Here is a 20,053-nt window from a genome sequence, read left to right as displayed (position 1 = left end):
CATGTTGGTCGAAATCAAAGGCACCGACATTCAGACGGTCCAGGACCTACACAGAACTCTGGCTCAACAGCTCGACTTCGGCACCGACGGCTGGAACATGGACGCGCTTCGAGACCGTCTAATGTACGATATTGAGCGCCCCATTCATCTAGTCTGGAACGATTCGGAAGTCAGCCGAGCACGCTTGGGTGAACCGACCTTCACTGCCGTTGCGAACATCTTTCGCGAAACACAGGAACAGGACGAGCGCTACGGCTGGGGCGAACGTTTTACCTTCGAAATGAAATAGAGAGTCGGATTGACTCATCCCTGAGGAGAGGCTCCGGCGCGTGCGCGCCGGAGCCTACGAGTCAGATGCTCTCGCCCGCGTCGTGGCAGCGCGGTCGCGTTGGCGGCCCGTGTCTCCTCTGAACTTGGATTTGAACATCGCGCGCAGTCACGCCGTCGTTCGTGCACCGGCCCAGACGGGTAACACGACTGGGCCGGCAACGCGGCGGTCGGCTACTAACTAGTGCCCTGACCAAGAACGTTTGAGGTGTTGGGGTCAAGCTGCGCGGGTGGCGGGTTGGCCCCAGCGTCGTTGGCGTTCGCTGCGGATGCGGGCGCGTTCACGGCGTTGGGCGGCCAGGACGTCGGGGTGGCGGGCGTTGGCGTTGCGCCAGCGCAGATAGTTGTGCAGGTGGCGAGTCATCGCGGGATGGTGCGGGTGGTCCGAGCCGGCGATGACGAAGGTGCGTAGCGGTCCGAACTGGGCCTCGATCGGGTTCGCCCAGGACGCGTAGGTCGGGGTGAAACACAACTCGACTTTGTTGCGGGCCGCCCAGGCCCGGATTTGCTTGCCCTTGTGCGCGGAGAGGTTGTCCAGGATGACGTAGATCGGCGCGCCGTCCGGGCGGGTCCGGCGGATCGACTTGAGCGCGGCCAGGGTGTTCGCGGCGCCCTTGCGCCGCCGGACGACACCCCAGAGCTGATCGTCACCGACTGAGTAGCAGCCGTGGAACTGCCGGACACCGTGCAGCTTGTGATAGTTCGCCGGCAACCTGCGCGGGTGGCCTTTGGGCGCCCAGCCAGCACCGGCCTGCGGGCGGATGACCAGGGGCCCGAACTCGTCGAAAGCGAACACCCGTTGCGGGAACCGGCTGCTCACGTACTCGATCCGGGCGAGCTTCGCCTCGCGGTCGGGATCGTTGGACTCTTTCCACGTCTTGGTCCGCTGGAACGTGATGCCGTGTTTGATCAGTAGCAGTCGCAGCCGTTCCCGCCCGATCAAGATCGGGCGGGCGGCCTGCCAGGTGAGGTAGTCGGCGAGCTTGCGCACGCTCCACCGGGTGAACGGCCGCCCCAGACTTTCGGGGCGGGTGTTGGCCGTCGTGATGACGAACTGTTCGTCGTCAGGACTGATCAGGCGGGGACGGCCACCCGCCCACCGAGGGTCCAGGCTGGCCATCCTCATCTCGTTGAACCGGTGGATGACCTGCCGGATCGTGTCCTCGTCAGCCTGCACGAGCCGGGCGATCGCCGGCACCGTGTTCCCACCGGCCGAAGCGAGCACGACCATCGCCCGCTGTAATCGAATCGGTGAGCCGGTGCCCCGGCGAGTAATGCGCAGCAGCGTCTGACCTTCCTGGTCACTGAGTCGCCGCACCCGTACTGGATCTGCCACCACCACAGCCTGACCGCCACAACGACGCCCAGCCATCAGCTCGCACGGCGTGTCCTCCAACACCGTGAACGTTCTTGGTCAGGGCACTAGCCGCTACGGCAGCGGCGCCGGGCCTACCGACCGGGGTCCGGCACGTGGCCTTCGACCGCCTTTCGCGAACGATGATCCTCCGACCCACGCCGCGAACCAGCAAGACACTCTCCGGCTGACGAAAGCCAACGATGGTGATCCGCCCGGCGATCGCCTGTCACCTCTGCGGTTGTAACAGCGATAGCTGTCGGTCACATCGGTGCGCGAACGCCGCCTTGACCTGTACTATTACGGCCACTCTTACGCAGAGTGATTCACGGGCACGGTGATCGGTGGGTGATCGGATGTCGACGACCGATTCAGCACGGGCGCGGCTAAACCAGCACGGCCGAATCAAGACCCAAGGCGAGGCCGGCGCCTCCGAGAAGCACTCAGCCGGGACCTGCGCAAACTCAGAAGCCCTCTGAAGTGCGGAAACGACTTCGGACCGACCTCGAACAGACCAGTCACGCAGTGTACTCATGACTACTAGTCATCTGACTACGGATCAGAAGGTTAGGGGTTCGAGTCCCTTCGGGCGCACTTCTTGAAAATGCCGTGACCTGCGAAAACGCGGGCCACGGCATTTTTGTTTCCCATTGAATGTCGGCTGGAATCCCGTTATTTGGGACGTGGTGATCCTGTGGCGATCGGTTGTTCCGGATTGGCCTGTCAGTCCTGGTGCTGACCAGGCTTTTGCGTCCGGGCGCGTCCAGAGTCGTGTCGGCGGCCTGTCGGTCGTGCCACATGATCGGCGGCCAGGTAAGGGCGCTTGAGCTGCGGCGTTGCCTGGTGAGCTGGACCATGAGGCGATCGCGCTCGGCGGCGTCGCAAGCGGTCGAAGCGCGTCCGATTCGGAGTTGCCGAATTCATTGAGCGGCACCTTTACTCGGTGCCGGGTGATCCCACGGGTGATCCGCCGTTTCGGACGCGGATTCGCCCTGGATGCCGGCGTCTCGTGGTAGGCCATCAATCGGACTTGATCTATGCCGTGGTCCACGCGATGGTTCGTGCACCAGCCGGGGCTGAGCTGACCGGCTGGCACCGTGGCGGATGGGTCGTAGGCAGGCCTTCGCTGTGGCAGCGCCGCCGGGCTCCTCGTTACGGGGAGTCCGGCGCGTGGCACCGCCCGGGAGTGAGTGTTAGTTGGTCGGGGCGGTGTTGCTGGTTCGGAGTCGATACGTAGACCACTTCGCCGTCCAGGCCGCGAGGTCATGCATCCAGGCTGCGGTTGATCTGGCCGACTTGGACGCCCACTTCTCCGCGTTCTTCGTCGCGAAGTAATCCAGGACCCCTGGATCCGCCGATTGCCATGCGGGGTGGCGTGCCAGCCACTGTTCGGCTTGCTCCGGCGTGTGGCCGGCGCTGATCAGCCACGGCGTGAGCATGGCCAGCTCAACCCACGGTGCTGCCTTGGCTGCCATCGCCCAGTCGACGATCTGCAGGCCATGCGGCGTGACGATCAGGTTGGCCGGGCAAAGGTCGGTGTGAACGAGCGTGTCGCCGTTCATCGTCGAGTGCTCGAACCCGAGCCGCGCCTTCGGGCTGAACAACGGCACATCGGGTGTCGGCGTCTCACCGAGCACCGTCAGTGCCTCACCGAGAAGATCGAGGTCGGGGCTTCCCGGTGACAGATCGGCGTGCGGGCCTTCGCAGTGCTCGTAGCCCACCACCAGCCAGTCGGCAGCCTCGAAATGCCACAGGACCGCAGGCGAGAGAGGCCCGCTGATGGCCTCACTCACCCGCAGCTCGAAGCGCAGTGACCGGACACCGAAATCTGTGCTGGCTGCCTTGACGAACACCCGACCGTTGGTTCCGGTGACGGTTGCGGCCATCTCCGCGTGGTCACCGGTGGTGGCGGGTGTGACGTGAGTTCCGCCGACGCGGTCGGCTATCTCTGTCGTGACGGCCTCGGGCAACGCGGTCCAGTCGATGCGCATCGATCAGGTAGCCCTTTCAGATCCCCGGGTTCGGCGGGCAGCAGGACTTCGCCTCGCCGTCCCAGAACTCGGGGTCGACGTAGTAGCCGGTCGCCTTGAGCGCCTGGTGGGTGTACTCCATCGAGGAGCCGTCAGCCATGCCCTCGGTCAGGATCGGCACGTGGTGCACGAATCCTCCCGCGATCTGCTGGCAGGCGGCTTGGTACGGCTCGGTGTGTTGCAGCGACACGTGCCAGGCCGCGTCGACCGGTTCGGTCGGGACGACGCGGTAAGACCGGCCGTCCGGCAGCAGCCGGCCGAAGTCGGGGTCGTGCTGCGAGTCGGCGTGTGCCTTGAGCATGAGCAGCATCGGTCCGACGGCCCGTCGGGCGTAGGTCTTGGTGACCTCCTGACGGGCGGCGAAGAACTCGGCGAGCTTGTCGAAGGTCGCCGGGTCGACGAGGGCTTGCGGATCCTTGTCGGCTTGGACCGGTAACGCGGTCGTGAGGGTCATGACTCCTCCTTGGGGGTGTATGGATCGCCGGCGCCGGGTGCGCCGGTGAATCCCGGATCAACGGGTCTTCGGGTGCTGGCTGGTGTGGCTTGGTGCGTGGGAGATGTAGTCGACGTTCGGTTCGGCGCGCGCCGCCTGGAGCAGCTCGGCGGCCAGGGCGCTGATGTCGGCGCCGTTCAGCCAGTCCGTGAGCAGATCGCGTGCCTCGGCGACCTGCTCCGCGAAGGCGGCGGAGTCGACGACGCTGGCGGGCGCGATAACGCGGGGTGGAGGTGAGTGCGGCCTCTCAAGTCAGCGCTGTTGTTACGAGGTGTGCAGCGGCTGGGGGATGCTGCCTGAACGGATCAGGGGTTCGACCTGGCTGAAGAGAGTTGTCAGTTGATCCGTGTGGTCGGGATTGAGGAAGCCCTGATCCAGGCCGCAGGCGCGAACGACTCGGCGGAGCTGGTGGACCTGGTCGTCGGTCGCCGCTTCTCGGCATGCATGGTGGGCCAGGGCGTCGCGTGCTGCATATCCGTCTTCGGTGGCGTGTAGCAGTACGCGGGCGATGAGCACTTGTGCTTGGGGTTCGTGGCGGCCGAGCGCGTCGATCAGGCTGAGCCCCAGCCGGGTCCAGAAGACGGCGAGACCTTCCCCTGGTGGCTGTTGGTGGTAGGTGGTGTCGACCTGTTTGTGGTCGACGGCGGTGCAGAGCAGGTCGAGGCAGTTGGTGACGGCGTTTTCCCACGGCTGGCCGGGGGTGGTGTCGTGCAGCAGGGTCGTGGCTTCGGTGGTGCGGCCGGCGAGGATGTGGGCGATGACGGCGATCTGCCGGCCGTCGAGCATCCGTTGACCGATGCCGCGGTGGTGAGCCAGGCGTTCGCGGGCCTCGTCCCATCGGTGGGCGGAGGCGAGGGCGTGGGCGCCGGTGCCGAGCAGGACTTTCCAGGCCCATTCGCGGAGCTCGCGGTGACTTTCCTGGGTATAGGTGAGGTCGGCGGTGGCGATGGTGAGGCCGTCGATGGTGATGGTCGCGCGGTTGGTGACTGCTTGATAGAGGGCTTCCAGCATCTCCCATGCGGTGGTTCCGTCGCCGGCGCGGATGCGCAGGCGTGCCAGGTTCACCACCGGTTCGAGGGCGAAGCGGCCGGGGTGGCGGCCGGTCAGGGCCAGTCGGGCGAGTCGATGGCACCAGCGTCGGGCGAGGTCGTGGTCACCGCAGTCTGAGGCGAGCAGGGCGGCTTGGTTGAAGACGTAGGTGGCGTCGGCGAGGTTGCCCGTGGCGATGGCGGACGCGGCAAGGGCGTGCAAGCTGGTCATACGGTCGGCTAGCGGGATGCAGGCAGGTCGGGGGCGCGCGATCAGGGGGAACCGCTGCGCGGTGGTGGTGTCCATCAGCCGGCCGCCGTTGCGGTGAGCGCGGTGTGGGATCCGAAGGTGATGTCGCGGGCGGTGGCGGCGAGGGCGGCTTGCTCGTGTTCAGGTATGCCGCGCCGGTTCCACATGAAGATCACGTGGTGGGTGAGGACGTCCCGGAGCCCGCGGCGCAGTTGTCCGCTGTCGTGGATGCGCCGCAGCGCGGCGCCGGTGGTGGTGAAGGCGTCGAGCCAGGTTCTTTGCTCGGCGAGCGGGGCTTCGCCAGTGTGGGTGAGGCTGGCCGGATCGACGGTGAGCAACTGCTGGACGGCGTCGCGGAGGGCGTCGAGGTGGGAGGGGTCGGCGAGGTTCCGATGGTCGGCGACGCGGGCCCAGACGTCGCCTTGTTCGTACCAGTCGAGGCCGGCGGCGCGCATCATCGCGGTGCACAGCAAGATCGACAGCTCGCGGGTGCGTCGCGGTTGAGTGGCTGTTCGAGGCAGTAGATGGCGGCTGTCGAGGTGCCAGAGTCGGTGCGCCAAGCGCATAGCGCGCGGGCCGCCGAAGGCGGTGGTCTCCGGTTCATAGATGACCGCGGTCACGTTGGCCAGATGGCCCTGAAGGCGCAGGTCGTCGAGGCGGTCGCGGACCTGGTTGGTGTGGATATCTCGGGGCAGGGTGGGCAGGTAACGCAGCCGCCATTGATGGCCTTTGCGGATGATGAACCATGCGTTGATCAGCTGGTCGGCTTCCGCCTCGGTGAGGATGGGCCAAAGGTGGGTGCCCGCGATCTGCTCGGCGAGGGCCGGGTCGGGGAATTGCAGGCTGGCTTGCTGCCACGGGGACGTGTTCACGGTGACCTCCGGCAATGGGAGTGGGTTAGGCGAGCAGGAGGTACGCGTCCCAGTTGGTGAGGCAGGCGCCGGTGTGGGCCGTGTGCAGGGCGAGTGCTGCTCCGGCGGTGCCGTCCATCAGTTCCGGTGTGTCCGGTGGTGCGACGGCAAGCTGCCGGGCCAAGGCGTCGGCGATTTCGGGGATGGCGGTGGTCAGTTGCGTGGCCAGGTGCGGGTTGGTGCTGGAGGTGGTGGTGCGCCAGGCGGCTTGCAGCAGGCCGGCCTTGCCGTGGCACAGGCCCGGTTCGGGCAGTGGGGCTTGCTGGTGTGGATCGGTTAGGGCGGTCACCATCGCGGCCTCGGCGCGGCGGGATCGGACGGCGTCGTCGAGGGCGAGGCCGGCGAGTTGCTGGGCGCGGGCGGTACCCGCCGTGCCGTAGCACCAGGACGGTCGGTGCGGTGTGGCCGCTACCTGGCCGTCGGTGATGTAGGCGGGCCACCAGGAGGTGCCGGTGACGTCGTCAGTCTGGCGGTGCTGGTCGAACCACGCGCAGAGCCGGGCGAGCGCGTCGAGGATGCCGGGTGGCCGCTGGTCGGCGAGTATGGCCAGGGCTAGCAGTGCGGTGACGGCGCTCATGCCGTGGGCGATGCCGAGGTTGCCGTGCCCGTTCGGGAAGCGGTCGTGTGGGGTGCCGCCGAGGCCCGCGTTGAGCCACCACGGCGGCCGCCCGGCCGTGTCGCTCCGGGCTGCGGTGAGCCGGATCAGGTAGTTGAGGACTTCGTGGGTGATCGGCTGGTCGGGGTGGTGGCGCAGGTGGTAGACGCCGAGCCCTGTCAGGCCGTGGATGAGGTCGAACTCGCGCATGGTCAGCGGCGTTTCGGCGGCGATGCGGGCGTGAGCGGTGGCCAGTCGGTGGCGGGTCAGGATGATGGTCTGCTCGTGGAGAGCCGCTACCGCCCGTTGGTAGCCGCCGAGGCTGGTGGAGGCGTTGTGCAGCAGCATGGCTAGGGCGGGCGCGCCGGCGAACAGGTTGGCGGCGGTGCCGGTGCTGACCGGTCCTGCCGCTGCGGCGCGGATCCAACGGTGGGCGAGAGCTTCGTCGCCGTGCCCGGATACGGCCCGTTCCAGGTGCAGCAGGGCGATGCCGGCGGCGCCGCCGGCCAGCGATTGCGGATGGGTCCGGCCGTCCTCAGAGGTGCCGATGACGGCGGGATCACTCAACTGGTCGGCGATGGCGGCGACGGTGGCACCGAGGTTTGTCCCGGCGGTAACAGTGGTGGTCATGACCGGCTCCCGGCTCGGGCGGCCCAGCTCAGCGCGGCAGCGCGAGCAAGGTGCAGGCAGACGGCTTCCGCGGCCCGGTCGGGGCCGGCGACGCGGGTGTGATGCAGGTGCAGCAGGTCGGGAAGCAGAGTGGCCGCTTCGATGCCGGCACCGTGCAGGGCCTTGCGGTACTCGGTCAGTGCGGCGGCCCGCGACTGCCAGCACGTCAGAACCGCTTTGCCGGACGGGGTCGCGGCCATCGTGGCTCGTACCGGGTTGGCGAGCTGCACGGTCTGGTCGTAGACGGCGCGGGCCGGCGCCGGTCGCTGGGTACGGACATGCTCGGTCAGCCAGTGCCGGGCGTCGTCTGGGCCGTCGAGCAGCACGGTGGCGATGTCGAGCATGCTGGCCGCGGTCATCGCCTGCCGTGCTGGCCCGTCTCGGTGGGCGGTGGCGGTCAGTTGTGCCTGCACTGCGGCGGAGTCGGCGGCGAAGACCTGCTCCGCCGCTGGGTAGGCGTCGAGGCCGCCGAAGCGGCTCACCTCGTGGAAGTCGGTGTCCCACTGTGCTCGGCCGCTCAGCCGCTGCTCGCGTAGCCGCCGCACCCACTGGTGCACACGCGCCGGGTCGACGTTGGTGAGGCGTAACCGCAGGTGAGGGTCGGGATCGTGGTACCGCTGGAACCACCACGGCCCTAAGACATGGTCGACGAGAGTGGGCAGATGCTCGGTGAGGATCCGGTCCTGCTGGTCGAGGCTGGCGTACACCTTCAGGTAGGTGTGGGGGCCACCGGGCAGCACGCCGTGACGGCGAACGTCGACGACCGCCCCGAGGCGCGGCGCCGGCACAGGTCCGGTTGTCGTGGCCAGTGGGATGACGATCTCGTGGGCCCGTTCGCCGATCCAGCCAGCACCGTCGGGTGCTTGGCGTAGCACGGCGACGTGGTGGCGGGTGAGGTAGTCGCGCAGCAGCACTCGGTGGGCGGGCAGTCGCAGGTCGATGACCAGGCATTGGTCGCCGCTGCCGACTGACACTGCCGTGGGGCAGCCGGTGGTCTCGCGCCATTGGGAGAGTTCGCGGTCCCACGTGTCGTAGTCGGCCGTGGCTGTGGGCAGGTCGTCCTCGGTCAACCGCCAGCGAGCTGCGCTGAGCACCGTACGGCCGTAGCGCACCGCGGGCAGGAACGGCAGGTCGTGGGCTGCCGGGCCCCACTCGAACGGATGGCAGGGGGTGGACAGGGCGGTCGATGCCTCCGCCAGGAACCGCACGACGGGCAGCATCTGCCGGTCCGGAGCCGCCGCGGTCATCGGCACAGGCTGTACCGGCCGCCGCTGCGACAGGCTGATCAGGTAGAGCCGGGTCGGGTCGGCGGTGACGGCGATGTCGTCCAGCGGAATCCGTCGCGGATCGTCGCCGGTGTGGCACTCGGCAACGGGGATCAGGAACGGCAGGACGTGCGGTGCGCGGGCCACGTCCATGCTGATCGTGTAGCGGGTGGGCGCCGCGAGTTGCGCGATCAGTGCTCCGTCGACGATCGGCGGCGTGCCAGCGGCGTACGCGGCTGCCATCCGGATCTGGTCGGCGGGATCCAGCAGGTCCATGACGCGTCCGGTGCTGGTGCCCGCGTTGCGGGAGACCCGTACCACCGACAGCGTGAACCGGCCTGCCCGGATGTCTCGTAGATCGTGCGCGTGGACACGCACCGTCAGTTCGGTGGTGTTCTGCACCGTCTCCGGCCGCTCGGGAGCCAAGGCGTCCAACTGCCGGTCGTCCAGGACGATCTCGCGTTGCCGGGTCAGGGCGGCACGTTGTGCCAGCGCGATCAGCGCACGGTCCCGGTCGGTTACGACCGGTGCAGGTGCCGGGTCGGCGCCCTCGAAGCCGGCCGGGTAGCCGAGTCCGAGAACCGGGTCGACGGCGTCGAGCACCGGAACGAGCGCGTACGGGCCGAAGCGTTCGAGGAACCGGCGGTGCCAGCCTGCCCAACCCGTCGGCGCCGGGACAGCCAGCCGAGTCAGCGCGGCCGCGGCCCGGCACGCTTCGGCAGGCACCTCCGGTGGCACGGTGACGTCGGCGTCCAGGCGCAGGTCGACGCCGACCGCTGGTTCGGCGTCGATCGTCGCGGCCGTCGCGATGATCTCGCGTCGGTGGGCTCCGGCCTCGACCTCGTTGGCGGCGGTGTCGTGCCGGTGCTTCTGTTCGGCGAGCCGACCCAGTGTCTGCCGGAGACCGTCTGAGTCCATGTGCTGTCCAGGGTTGGGCGTGGCGGCAGGAAGCTGTTGCAGGGCGGTGACCAGGACGGCGAGGGGATCGGTGGTTGTCATCGACGGCCGGAGGCTGGTCACCAGCAGGTGCTGTTGCACCAGTTGGGTGATCAATCGGTCGGCGGCTGCCGGTTCGGCGGCGCACCCGGTGACGACAGCGGCGCACAGATCCGTCCACCGGATCGGCCGGGCCGCGGCGGTCACCGCAGCACGGACGGCGCCGGTGGCGCGAACCCGAACATGTTGCGGTGCTCCGGTAGCGGACGTGCTGGCACGGTGCTCCAGCCAAAGTTCACCGCCGTGTTCGACGAGCAGATCGTTGACCCGCAGCCACAGGTGTGGCCGGATCGTCGGGTCGATCTCCAGCCGTGTCAGCACACCGGCGAGCCAGGGCATCCGGATCCGGGCCACCGGCCGATGGGCAGTGCCGACCCGAACGTCCCCGGAAGCGCCGACACGGGCCGCGGCGATGCCGGCGAACAATCCGTACGGGGTGGCGCGGGTCGTCGCCCGTAGCAGGTAGCGCATCACCGCAAGGACCACGCGGCGGGCATCACGGTCCGTCGCCTGCCCAGCTAGTACGGCAGTGACCCGCCGGGCCAGGTCCGGGCTCGCGTGTCGTAAGGCTGCTGCGAATCCGGGGATCTGCCAAGTGTGGCTCAGCCACTGCGGCCACGAACCGGCCGCGTCCGGGCTGGTCAGGTCAGGCCACGTATCGGCCTGGTCCGACGTGCAGACGGCCGCACGGAGCAGCAGCGCGTCGTCCAAACTTCGATACACGGCGTCTCCCAGCCCGGTGGTCGGATAGAGCGGGGCAGGGGTGCCCGGTGGGGGCCTGTCAGCTGGCCGGGCACCCCCTGAGTGGGGTGAAGCGGTGAGCTGGGTCAGCAGCTCGTGCAGGCGGACTGACAGGTACTGCCGCAGCCGTCGTTGGTCATCTTGATGATGTGGTCGACGGTGTCGCCGGCCTCGATGAACGTGATGTCCAGGTCCTCGATGCCGGTGTCCGCCAGCGGGGTCTCGGCCGCCGGGGCAACGGTGCTGCGCTCCACGGTGGGTGCCGTCATGACAACCTCCTTGAATCAGGGGGTGGTTCTCCCGGCCGGCTGGCCGGAAGCTTCTCTTCTAGGACCAGCTGATCGCGAGCGTTCCGTGACGTTTCGTGGACCGCCAGCCGGTCAGGTCGCTGATGTCGCTGCCGGTCGGGTAGTAGACGATGTTGGCGGCGCCGCGGCGCAAATGGTCGGTGCCCCAGTCCTGGATCAGGGTGAGCAGCTGTCGGCCGACCGTCTCGGCGTCAGGCCCGTGGGCGCGTACTCCGGCTTCGTATCCGCTGGTGAACGTGTCGTTGGCGCGTTTGATCCGGTAGGCGAAGCTGCCGCCTCGCACGAGAGCGGGAATCCCGTGCCGCACCGCGGGGTCGACCACACCGTCGTCGACGGCCTTCTGCGCGGCGTGCATCATCACCATCCCGGACCCGCCGGTGGTCAGCTGGAACAGGGCGAGCTCGTCGGGCATGTCGAACGCAGTACCGGCCCAGAGTTCGACGGCCGGGGTGTGCAACGCCTCGCGCAACAGCGCCACGTCGAAGTCGTGCTTTTGCTGAGATTCGAGGCGCAGGCCGATGTCCTCGGTGACGCGTACCAGCTCCTCGCTGACCGCTCCGTCACCCTGCATCGGCACGAAAGCGCCGAGACGGTAGCTACTGGCGGTCAGGTTCTGGCCGGTGCGGCCGAACGCGATCAGCCGGGTGATGCCCGCGAACCTGAGCGGAACGACGATCCGGCCGCTGTCGGTGAGTTGCTCCAGCCACGAGCCGGGGATGTCCCAGGCGCCTACCGTCACCACAATCCGGTCGTACGGGGCATGCTCGGCAACGCCATGCTCGGCGTCGGCTTGCACGACGCTGACCCGCTCGTAGCCGGCCCGCGCGAGGCAATCCTTCGCCCGCTGCACCACCCCCGGGTCGATGTCGACGGTCGTCACCCGCCCGCCCGGTCCGACGATCTCCGCGATCAATGCCGCGTTGTAACCCCCGGAACCGATTTCCAGAACGCTCATGCCCGGCTCGACGCCGGCCATCTCCAGCATGATCGCCTGGATGTGCGGCGCCGACACGACGCTCGACTCGGTACCGTCGGCAAACAGCACCGCCTCAAGGGTCGCGTCGGTGTCGTACACCCGCGTCAGATCCTTCTCGTGCGGCGCGAACACGTGCCGAGGCACCGCCGACAAAGCGGCCGCCACCGGCTCGGAACTCAGGAGGCCTTGCTCCCGCAGCGAGTCCACCATGGCGGTGCGTAGCGCGGCAGGATCGTTCTCGTGGGTAACCGTCATGAGTAACTCCCATTCCCGTTGTGGAGTGATGTACGAAGGCCGTTCGCGTCCTGCCGGCCATGCGGCTAATCCCAGCGCGTTGGTCTAGCTGATGAAACGCTCGTACAGGTCCGGTGGTGGCCCACTCGCCGCGGCTGCCCAGTCATCGATCGCCTCGATCAAGTACGAGGCGAGCAGGACCGACAAGCCGTGCGGGAAGCGTCGGTACTGGTCGGCGAGTTCGACCTTGGCGATGGCACACGGCCACGGCTCGCCACCACCCTGCAATACCATGCAGGACGTTCACCGTGATGCGCCGTACGAGGAATCAGCATGATCGAGATCGCCCCGCCCGGTACTCCTGCGCCGGGGTGAGCGCACCGGCGCGACCGACCTGGAGTAGCGGCATCGTCGGATCCGCCCATCGCGGCACCCGCGGCGCGGGATCACCGGCAACGGGCAGAACCCGACACTCCTGCCGCTGTCGGTTGGCTTCGATCCGCACTTCCAAGCAAGGCCACGGCAGGCCGCAAACGCAGCGCGACCGACCCAGGATCCGCCACCACGGCCGCGTTCGTCGCGTATGCATCGTGCCTCCTGATCCACTGGCCGTTGGAGTACGTCGGGGTCCTTCGGACGCGATGAGGGTCTGCGTTGCCGTGGCGACCCCGACCCTTGGGAGCCCCTTGAAGCTTCGCCGGACACCGCCGAGGTGCGCTATGCCGCACCGCGCATAGCGTTTATGCGGCGTCGGAATGGGGTGGATAGCGCGTGCCAGGAAGGCCGGGGATGTTGACGCCACCGCTGTTCGGAGTGGGACCGTTGGCGAACGTCGATGAGATGCCCCGCCATCGCGATGGAGCCGTGCCCAATACCGCGGCGATCGGATTTCGGTGGCTACTGTGCGGGCATGGTGGCGGAGCCGAAACGAGCGAGCGAATGGACGGTTCATGGAGAACGCGTCGTTGATGACACCCGGCGTGCGGTGCTGAGCATCGCCGACGTTGAGCTACCTGATGGCGTGCGGTTCGAGCAGTATGTTTTGCGTGTGCCGAGCGCTGCCATGGTCGTGGTCCTCGACGACGAGCAGCGGGTTCTGCTGCTCAGGCGCCATCGGTTCATCCTGAACCGTTGGGTCTGGGAGTTACCCGGCGGCTACCTCGACCCGGCTGAAGATCCCATGACTTGCGCTGTCAGGGAGGTTGAGGAAGAGACCGGCTGGCGTCCCCGCGGCATGAAGAAGCTGATCGCCTTCCAACCCATGGTCGGCACTGTCGACCAGGAGAATGTCGTCTACTTGGCCCGGGGCGCGGACTTCACGGGTGCGACCCCGGACATCAACGAGGCCGAGAGCGTCGGTTGGATCGACCTCGACACGGTCCAGCAATACATCAGCGAGGGCATGATTGTCGGTGCCGGCTCGGTGTCCGGCCTGTTATCAGTGCTCTTGCTGAGGGCGACCGGCGATCTCTAAAGGCATGTCGGTGTGCGATAGAGGCGTCGGCGGAGTCTCTAGCCAGTGGGGTGGTGATCAGAGGATGCGCCAGCCGGTCAGTTCATATCGTCCTTGACGTAGACCCGCGATGCGACGGTGAACCTCCTCCGCTGCTGGTGTGCCAGGTAAGGACTTCCGAGCGTTGGTGGCGATCATCTGTAGTTCTCTGAGCCGGCACAGGTCCTCGAACTCGTCCCAGGTTTGCGGATCCCAGCCGTAGGCGTCAGCGAAGGCGGAGAAACCGGCGTCGTTGGCGAAGCGACGGCAGTGGACGGCGACGGTGGCGACATCCCAGCTGCGGTCACCGATTCGTGACCCGTCCCAGTCGGCGAGTACGGCGATGCCGTCGTCGCGGCGCAGTGCGTTACCGACCTGTGGGTCGGACTGGATCAGGCCCCAGCCCAGCGGAGAGCTCAGCGTCCTGAACTCATCGGCGAAGCCTTCGAGGCGATCGGTCAGGAGACGGCGTTCGTCGTCGGTGAGGATGGCTGACATGCCGATCGAGTGCCGGATCCCCGGGATCGGGTCGAGTTGAGGAAGCGGCAGCGGCGGAATGTTCAGGTGGTGAAGTGTGTGAAGCAGGCCGCCCAGTTCACCGGTGGACACCGGACGGGCGATCGCACCATCGAGCCTCTCCCACACGGTGACACCGAAACCGTCGACGATGAGCGGCTGCTCGACCGCGGATACGAGTCGAACGGTGGGAAACCCGGCATCGTCGAGCCACCGCACGAGACCGGCAACGGTACGCAGCGAGTCGATGGTGAGGTCCGGTCTCGCGATCTTGACGACTACATCGTCGACGGCGTACACCGCGTTGGTGTGGTGGCGCAGCAAGATCGCATTCGCTGCGGAACGATCGAGGAGGCGGCATACCTCGCGGAGTACAGGCCGAGTCCTCTGCTCCACGAACATGAACGCTCCTAGCCGTTGATGGCGCTCCGCCCTCCCGCCAACGATCGGGCCTGTCGGCGGCACTCACGAAGATAGCCGTCGAGTTCGACAATCGGTCGGGGGCGGTCGACGGCTGGCACCGCGGTCACGATCTCGTGCGCTCGCGCCAGAACGATCTCCGTGCGCTGCGGGGCCGGAAGGCCGGCGACCGCTTCCAGGGCTACGGACGCGGCCTCGCCGACTCGTCCGTCCAGGATCAGGCAGCGTGCTCGGTCCAGCAGGATCAGGCAGGGATCGATGGACCAGGTGGTACTCGTGCTGTAGAGCTCGAGCGCTTCGTCCTGGAGCCGGTAGCCGGTCCGGGTATCCGCCATCCAGGTGGCGGCGCCGCTGAGGTAGAAGAGGAATCGTTTGTCGGTGAAGCAGAAGGCGGCGTCGCTGCTATCGCCGCCGACCTCGTCGAAGAGTGTTCGTGCGTTGTTTACCGCGTCGCGAGCGGCGGCGGTGTCGCCGATGCGAGCCAGCGCACGGGCCCGGCTGGCTGCCGCCAAGGCAGTGGAACGGCAGGGCTTGGCCGACATCGCCAACGCCTCGTCGGTGAGTTCGACCGTTTCGTGGGGGTCGCCGAAGTAGTACGGCAGCATGGCGGCCTGGGCGCGAACGAGTACGCCCAGGGAGGGCCGTTCGCTGTCGTCTGCTGCGAGCATCGCGGTGCGGTACCACAGCCGGGCATCCGGCGTTTCGCCCAACCGCATCAACGCGTCCGCGGACAACGTCGCGAGTAGCGCCGCGCAACTGGACAAGCGGGCCTGCACCGCGGCCGGCTGGCGCCGCCGCGACAAAGCGGTGACCTCGGTGCACTCGGCGGCGATCCGCTCGATCATGACCGAGGGGGGAGTGGCCGGGTAATCGCGGACGTGACCACGCGTCGATGCTTCGATCAGTTCCATCTGGCGCGGTGACACGCTGGACGCGGCCAGCACCTCGTCGAGCTGCACACGTACCGAGGTCAACGCGCCGAGTACCGCACTGTTGGGCCGGAGCGGTTGCACCTGCTGTGCGCTCACGCCGGCGGGATAGGTAGGTGGCCGACCGCCACGGACGACCGGGGAATCGACGTCCAGGTCCGGTTCTTCCTCACCTGTCACGATGGCGGCAGCCATTTCGGCGGCAGGCACCTGGTAGCCGTGCGGCATCGAGAACCACAGCATCCCAGGCGGGATATCCAAGAGCCGTGCCCAGAATTGGAGTCGGTCCAGCTGCTTGTCAGGACCACCCGTCTCATACCGGCTGATCTGCGCCTGGCTCATTCCTGCCCAGCGGCCGATCATCTCCTGGGAGATAGGAACACCGTGATCGGGGTGGCGGCGGTATGCGGCGATAATCCTGCCCATATGCCGCTCAGCTACCGCGACCTGGATATCGCCATGCCGCCAAAAGGAAGCGGTTGTCGGACCCGGCCCCTGCAGGCGCTGCATCACCGCCGGCCGACACGCGGAGCAGTGTCCGCCCGGATTATCAGCGGCGATCGGCTTCCTGCATCGAATGCATCGGCGGCCGACCGTGTTCATACGGCACCTCCGTTCGATGACCTCGCTGTCCGCCGAGAGGTTGGATCATACCGTCCAATTTATTGATCAAGAGCAATGAATCTTGCCGTGTCTGATAGCCCGGCATCCCGAATGAGTGACCCTTCAAGATGCCGGACGTTCAGGACCGGTAGAGGACGGAAGGCTCCGAGGCCCGCGATCGCGAGGCTCAGCGGCTGGCCCCAGGACCGGCAGATCCTCCCTACACCAAGCCGGGACGTCACTACGACGGCCCGGCCCAGCAGAACTTCTATGCCGCTTCGCGGGGGATGAGGTTGGCGGCGGCGTCGGCGTTGGGGCGGCGGAGGTCGAGGATGACGGAGGTGTACGTGTCGGAGGTGAGTCCGATGGTCGAGTGGCCGAGGACTTCCTGGATCTCTTTCATGTCGGCGCCGCCGTGACGTAGGTAGGTCGCGGCGCAGTGGCGCAGGTCGTGCAGGCGTACCGGTGGTAGGCCGCTGGCTTTGACGAGGTAGTCGAAGCGGCCGCTGATGGCTTGGGGGTGCCAGGGCTGGCCGTTGGGGCGTACGAAGAACAGCCCGGTGTTCGGCCAGGTGTCGCCGCTGACCTGTTGCCAGCGGTTGCGCATGTCGAGGTAGGCGGTGAGCCCGGCGACGGTGGTGGGCCCGAGGGGGATGATCCGGTCTCCGGCGTCGCTTTTCAGTTCGCGGGTGACGGGGGTGTAGCCGACGGAGGTGATCTGCTGGACGACGCCGAGGTAGGCCTCGTCCAGGTCGACGTCGAAGTCGCGGAGGCCGATGGCCTCGCCCCGGCGTAGACCGCGGTGCAGGATCAGCTCGAACAGTGGGTAGAGCACGGCGTCGTGCTTCTGGGCGTAGTCGAGGAACTGTCCGGCCTGTTCGGGTCGCCACACCATCACCGGGCTGGGCCGCTGTCCCGTGGCCTTCCACTGCTCGACCGCCTTGGGCGTCCAGACGCGTGCCTTCGGGCGTGCAACAGGTTCGAGTTCGATACCCAGGGCCGGGTTGTGGGGGATGAGCCGGGAGCGGCGGACGGCGTCGTTGAGTGCCGCCCGCAGCGTGGCGTATAGCCGAACCATGCTGGTGGGGCCCATCGGCCGGACCCCTCGAACCGTGGCGCGTATGACGGGGTCGTCGCTGGCCCGCGCGGTGCGGATCTGGGCGTTGCGCTGGTCGAGGGCGGTGAACATGGCCTGGATGTGGCTGGTCCGCAAGTTCTGCAGCGGGATGTCGCCGAGGTGCGGGATGAGCCGGCGGCGGATGTGGTCGCCGTACGACAGGAGGGTGTTCGGTGACAGGCCGCGCCGCCCGGCGAGCCATTCGGTGAGGTACTGGCCGGTGGTGGTCGGCACGTTGGCGGGGACCCCGGCGTGCACGCGGGCGGCGACGGTGTCGAGGCTGGGTAGCGCGATGCCGTTCTTGCAGGCTTGGAGCATGTCGCCGATCTGGACGGCGAGGCCGGTGTCGTCGCCGGCGAGGGCGAGCAGCGAGCGGGCGTGGTCGAGCTCGGTGCGGGTGGTGTCGCGGTCGTCGAAGCCACTGCGGCGTAGCACCCGGCGTGTCTGCCGTGGTGCGGTCGGGAGTTCGAGTTGGTAGCCCCAGGTGCCGTGGGTGGTGCTCCACAAACCACCGGAGCGACGGAGTTTCGGGCAGCCGCTGTTGAGTCGTTTCCCGGTGACCGGGTCTTTGCAGCCGCATCGTTTGGTGATGGATCCTTCGCTGATCACGGTTCTCCCTGTGTCGCGTGGTCGTGGACGGCGGTCGTTCTGATTGCGCCGTGGTGATCCACGCTCGACTGCGCCGAGAAGGTCAAGTCGCCGGTGGCGGGGAGGCCGAGAGCGGTGAGGATGCCGGCGATCGGGACGCGGTAGCGGGTGCCGGCGCGGATGACCGGCGCCGGGAACCGGTCGGTGCGAGCGAGGTCGTAGGCCAGGGACCGGCCGAGCCCGAAGATCCGTGCGGCGGTGGGCAGGTCGGTGACGGCGCCCAGGGCGCGGATGCGGTCCTCGGTCCACACATCGTCACGGTGCCGGGGGCGGTGTTCGGGGTGGCGTTCATGGTGAGAGTGCTCCTGTCGCAAGAGACGGGCCGACACCGGGCGCATTCTCTTGACGCCCGCGGGCGCGGAAGGAATGCGCCGGCACTCTCAAACCGGCTCTTGTCAGCCCCGGCGAACACTGATCGATCTAACAAGGTTCTGACAGCGCCTGACGAAAGTCTGACAGTGCAGGTCAGCGCCTTGATCGGCCCGAGAGTTCGCGGCTGACGGCGCAGGCTCATTGACTTGCGAGACGTGCTGTCAGTCGGTTGTGTGCAACCGACTGACAGTCCGGTCGACCTTGCTGGGGGCGTCGTGCCGAATCTGGCCGGGATGCCTGCTGACCTGCACTGTCAGAGATCCTCGGCGGCGCGTCAGAAACCTGTCAGATCGATGAGTGTTCGTCTGAGCTGACAAACCCCGTTTTGAGCTTTGGCGTCGCCGGTATGTGCCGCGCCGAGGGAGCCCGGCCGGGACGTGGACGCGCCGGTATCCGACGGTCATACGGTCGCCTGCGCCGCGGCCCGGCGACCGGATCGGGGTGGTCGGCCCCAACGGCGCCGGCAAGACCACCCTGCTGCGGGCTGGGTGACACCGGTCGAAGTCACCCTGCCCAGCGGGCCATCAGCGGAGACGACGGCGCGCGGCTTTACCCCTGCGCGCCCTGTGCCCGCCGGCTCTCGTCGGCACCAGGCCCGGCCTGACGGGGCGCGGAAGGCAGGGCCAGACGGCTGCCACCGCTTCCCGTACCTCTCGAAGATCGAGGAGATCTCTGTTGCAGTTCTCGTACTCGTCACCGAAGACGGTTCGACCGTCAGAACGGCTGTCAGCCTTGACGTCAGTGTTGACGTCAGTCTTCAACCGGACCCCGAAACCGGCCCCCGCCTCCGCCCCACAGCCCAGGTCAGGCAGCCTGTCACCGCCGAGGGTTTGTGCACCGACAGACCCTGCAATCGTCCGGGTCTCCCCGGGGGTACGGCATGGATGATCCTGTCCTGCGTGTGCAGTCCCAGCTCACCGCCCGCGACCGGATCCTGCTGGGCTGGCTCTACGACCACGGCGTATTCACCACACCCCAGGTGGCCAGGGCCCTGTTCCCGTCGCTGGACTTCTGCCAGCGACGGTTGCGCACCCTCTACCAACTGCGTCTGATCGCCCGCTCCGGCCGCAGCGCGCGGACGGCGGCTCGTATCCGTACCACTGGCTTATCGACCAGCTCGGCGCTGAGGTCGTCGCCGCGGCCCGCGACGAACGGCCGCCGCGCCGCGACCATGCCCGCCTCGAGCGCCGCCGCTGGACCTCCACCCGCACTCTCGACCACCGGCTCGGCGTCAACCAGTTCTTCACCGACCTCGCCAGCCACGCGCGCACCCACCCTGGCGCTGAACTCCAGCAGTGGCTGCCCGAAGTCGTCTGCCAACGAGCCGGCACCTTCGTCACCGACGACGACCCGGCGCTGCTCCGCGCGTACGAGCCATCGGTACGCCCAGACGGGTACGGGCTATGGGTCGAGGACGGCCGCGAGGTGCCGTTCTTCCTCGAGTACGACACCGGCACCGAACCACTGGGTGTCCTGACGGCCAAGGTCGTCGGATACGCGAGGCTCTTCGCCACTCTCGGCCGGTCCTGGCCGGTCCTGTTCTGGCTGCACTCCGCCGCCCGGGAACGCAACCTCCGGCAGCGCTTCAGAGACCTACCCGACCTGTTGCGCGTCGCCACGGGCACTCGCGAAGACTCGGCCTGTCCCGCCTGCCAGATCTGGACCAGCGGTGGACCGAGTGAGCGCTGTCGGCTGTCAGGTCTCTGATCAGGAACGCTCGCCGGGTCAGGGCTCTGGCGCGGTTGGATCGCAGCAGTCCCGACACCTCCATATGCGAGT

At 67.7% G+C, this 20,053-nt stretch carries 17 protein-coding genes and 1 pseudogene; 4 read left to right on the top strand and 14 right to left on the bottom strand.

Annotation, left to right across the window (positions count from 1 at the left end):
* The first annotated feature begins 1 nt into the window (after position 1).
* A complete protein-coding gene (locus ACGFJ7_RS37285) occupies positions 2-289 on the top strand; it encodes a barstar family protein (protein ID WP_360247557.1) in 288 nt (95 codons plus the stop codon).
* A gap of 255 nt (positions 290-544) precedes the next feature.
* Here the strand turns inward: ACGFJ7_RS37285 and ACGFJ7_RS37280 are convergent, their stop codons facing one another.
* The 10 genes from ACGFJ7_RS37280 to ACGFJ7_RS37235 all read right to left on the bottom strand — a co-directional run bounded on the left by ACGFJ7_RS37280 (position 545) and on the right by ACGFJ7_RS37235 (position 12,471).
* On the bottom strand, positions 545-1,663 hold the full coding sequence (locus ACGFJ7_RS37280; protein ID WP_392646797.1) for an IS630 family transposase: 1,119 nt from the start codon (positions 1,661-1,663) through the stop codon (positions 545-547).
* Positions 1,664-2,874: 1,211 nt separating this feature from the next.
* Positions 2,875-3,672, bottom strand: coding sequence for a phosphotransferase (locus ACGFJ7_RS37275; protein ID WP_392646667.1), 798 nt, complete (start codon positions 3,670-3,672; stop codon positions 2,875-2,877).
* A gap of 16 nt (positions 3,673-3,688) precedes the next feature.
* The gene (locus ACGFJ7_RS37270; RefSeq protein ID WP_360247561.1) at positions 3,689-4,165 is read right to left on the bottom strand and encodes a hypothetical protein; all 477 of its coding nucleotides are present in this window, start codon (positions 4,163-4,165) and stop codon (positions 3,689-3,691) included.
* Positions 4,166-4,468: 303 nt separating this feature from the next.
* Positions 4,469-5,539 carry a hypothetical protein gene (locus ACGFJ7_RS37265; protein ID WP_360247563.1) on the bottom strand — a complete coding sequence of 357 codons (1,071 nt, stop codon included), beginning with the start codon at positions 5,537-5,539 and terminating at the stop codon, positions 4,469-4,471.
* On the bottom strand, positions 5,539-6,369 hold the full coding sequence (locus ACGFJ7_RS37260; RefSeq protein WP_392646664.1) for a thiopeptide-type bacteriocin biosynthesis protein: 831 nt from the start codon (positions 6,367-6,369) through the stop codon (positions 5,539-5,541). Before ACGFJ7_RS37260 ends, ACGFJ7_RS37265 begins: the two co-directional genes overlap by 1 nt.
* Positions 6,370-6,379: 10 nt before the next feature.
* The gene (locus ACGFJ7_RS37255) at positions 6,380-7,618 is read right to left on the bottom strand and encodes a lanthionine synthetase C family protein (protein WP_360247567.1); all 1,239 of its coding nucleotides are present in this window, start codon (positions 7,616-7,618) and stop codon (positions 6,380-6,382) included.
* The gene (locus tag ACGFJ7_RS37250) at positions 7,615-10,641 is read right to left on the bottom strand and encodes a lantibiotic dehydratase (protein WP_392646661.1); all 3,027 of its coding nucleotides are present in this window, start codon (positions 10,639-10,641) and stop codon (positions 7,615-7,617) included. Before ACGFJ7_RS37250 ends, ACGFJ7_RS37255 begins: the two co-directional genes overlap by 4 nt.
* 104 nt (positions 10,642-10,745) lie before the next feature.
* Positions 10,746-10,928, bottom strand: a complete 183-nt coding sequence (locus ACGFJ7_RS37245) for an FxLD family lanthipeptide (RefSeq protein WP_317789530.1) — start codon at positions 10,926-10,928, stop codon at positions 10,746-10,748.
* A 58-nt stretch (positions 10,929-10,986) separates the two neighbouring features.
* Entirely contained in the window at positions 10,987-12,198 is a 1,212-nt protein-coding gene (gene fxlM, locus ACGFJ7_RS37240; RefSeq protein ID WP_392646659.1) for a methyltransferase, FxLD system, read from the bottom strand.
* A gap of 84 nt (positions 12,199-12,282) precedes the next feature.
* Positions 12,283-12,471 (bottom strand): hypothetical protein, encoded by a 189-nt coding sequence (locus ACGFJ7_RS37235; RefSeq protein ID WP_392646657.1) that lies wholly within the window; start codon positions 12,469-12,471, stop codon positions 12,283-12,285.
* Between the two features lie 616 nt (positions 12,472-13,087).
* On the opposite strand from ACGFJ7_RS37235, the gene ACGFJ7_RS37230 reads away from it, so the two are divergent.
* Complete coding sequence (locus tag ACGFJ7_RS37230; RefSeq protein ID WP_392646655.1) at positions 13,088-13,651, top strand: NUDIX hydrolase; 564 nt, start codon at positions 13,088-13,090, stop codon at positions 13,649-13,651.
* Between the two features lie 57 nt (positions 13,652-13,708).
* On the opposite strand, the gene ACGFJ7_RS37225 is transcribed toward ACGFJ7_RS37230, so the two are convergent.
* The 4 genes from ACGFJ7_RS37225 to ACGFJ7_RS37210 form a co-directional block, all read right to left on the bottom strand.
* Entirely contained in the window at positions 13,709-14,587 is an 879-nt protein-coding gene (locus tag ACGFJ7_RS37225; protein ID WP_392646654.1) for a phosphotransferase, read from the bottom strand.
* Between the two features lie 8 nt (positions 14,588-14,595).
* The gene (locus ACGFJ7_RS37220) at positions 14,596-16,137 is read right to left on the bottom strand and encodes a helix-turn-helix domain-containing protein (RefSeq protein WP_392646652.1); all 1,542 of its coding nucleotides are present in this window, start codon (positions 16,135-16,137) and stop codon (positions 14,596-14,598) included.
* Positions 16,138-16,405: 268 nt separating this feature from the next.
* Positions 16,406-17,863, bottom strand: coding sequence for a tyrosine-type recombinase/integrase (locus ACGFJ7_RS37215; RefSeq protein WP_392646650.1), 1,458 nt, complete (start codon positions 17,861-17,863; stop codon positions 16,406-16,408).
* The gene (locus ACGFJ7_RS37210; protein WP_392646648.1) at positions 17,860-18,153 is read right to left on the bottom strand and encodes a hypothetical protein; all 294 of its coding nucleotides are present in this window, start codon (positions 18,151-18,153) and stop codon (positions 17,860-17,862) included. Before ACGFJ7_RS37210 ends, ACGFJ7_RS37215 begins: the two co-directional genes overlap by 4 nt.
* A 1,001-nt stretch (positions 18,154-19,154) precedes the next feature.
* Here ACGFJ7_RS37210 and ACGFJ7_RS37205 point away from each other — a divergent pair.
* A pseudogene (locus tag ACGFJ7_RS37205) lies at positions 19,155-19,385 on the top strand (replication-relaxation family protein); the annotation flags it as partial.
* Positions 19,286-19,981, top strand: coding sequence for a replication-relaxation family protein (locus ACGFJ7_RS37200; RefSeq protein ID WP_392646795.1), 696 nt, complete (start codon positions 19,286-19,288; stop codon positions 19,979-19,981). The pseudogene ACGFJ7_RS37205 and the gene ACGFJ7_RS37200, both read left to right, overlap by 100 nt.
* The last annotated feature ends 72 nt before the right edge of the window (positions 19,982-20,053 follow it).

Origin of the sequence: Actinoplanes sp. NPDC048988, assembly GCF_043197815.1 — a bacterium.
In the GTDB taxonomy this organism is placed as follows: domain Bacteria; phylum Actinomycetota; class Actinomycetes; order Mycobacteriales; family Micromonosporaceae; genus Actinoplanes.
The sequence above is the reverse complement of the archived record's forward strand: the minus strand, read 5'-3'. Positions and strand labels throughout refer to the sequence as shown.

Excerpts from the sequence above, each read along its gene's own strand:
- ACGFJ7_RS37285 (WP_360247557.1), top strand. The coding sequence starts at position 2 with ATGTTGGTCGAAATCAAAGGCACCGACATTCAGACGGTCCAGGACCTA.
- ACGFJ7_RS37275 (WP_392646667.1), bottom strand. The coding sequence starts at position 3,672 with ATGCGCATCGACTGGACCGCGTTGCCCGAGGCCGTCACGACAGAGATA.
- ACGFJ7_RS37270 (WP_360247561.1), bottom strand. The coding sequence starts at position 4,165 with ATGACCCTCACGACCGCGTTACCGGTCCAAGCCGACAAGGATCCGCAA.
- ACGFJ7_RS37265 (WP_360247563.1), bottom strand. The coding sequence starts at position 5,539 with ATGGACACCACCACCGCGCAGCGGTTCCCCCTGATCGCGCGCCCCCGA.
- ACGFJ7_RS37255 (WP_360247567.1), bottom strand. The coding sequence starts at position 7,618 with ATGACCACCACTGTTACCGCCGGGACAAACCTCGGTGCCACCGTCGCC.
- ACGFJ7_RS37245 (WP_317789530.1), bottom strand. The coding sequence starts at position 10,928 with ATGACGGCACCCACCGTGGAGCGCAGCACCGTTGCCCCGGCGGCCGAG.
- fxlM (WP_392646659.1), bottom strand. The coding sequence starts at position 12,198 with ATGACGGTTACCCACGAGAACGATCCTGCCGCGCTACGCACCGCCATG.
- ACGFJ7_RS37235 (WP_392646657.1), bottom strand. The coding sequence starts at position 12,471 with ATGGTATTGCAGGGTGGTGGCGAGCCGTGGCCGTGTGCCATCGCCAAG.
- ACGFJ7_RS37230 (WP_392646655.1), top strand. The coding sequence starts at position 13,088 with ATGGTGGCGGAGCCGAAACGAGCGAGCGAATGGACGGTTCATGGAGAA.
- ACGFJ7_RS37225 (WP_392646654.1), bottom strand. The coding sequence starts at position 14,587 with ATGTTCGTGGAGCAGAGGACTCGGCCTGTACTCCGCGAGGTATGCCGC.
- ACGFJ7_RS37220 (WP_392646652.1), bottom strand. The coding sequence starts at position 16,137 with ATGAACACGGTCGGCCGCCGATGCATTCGATGCAGGAAGCCGATCGCC.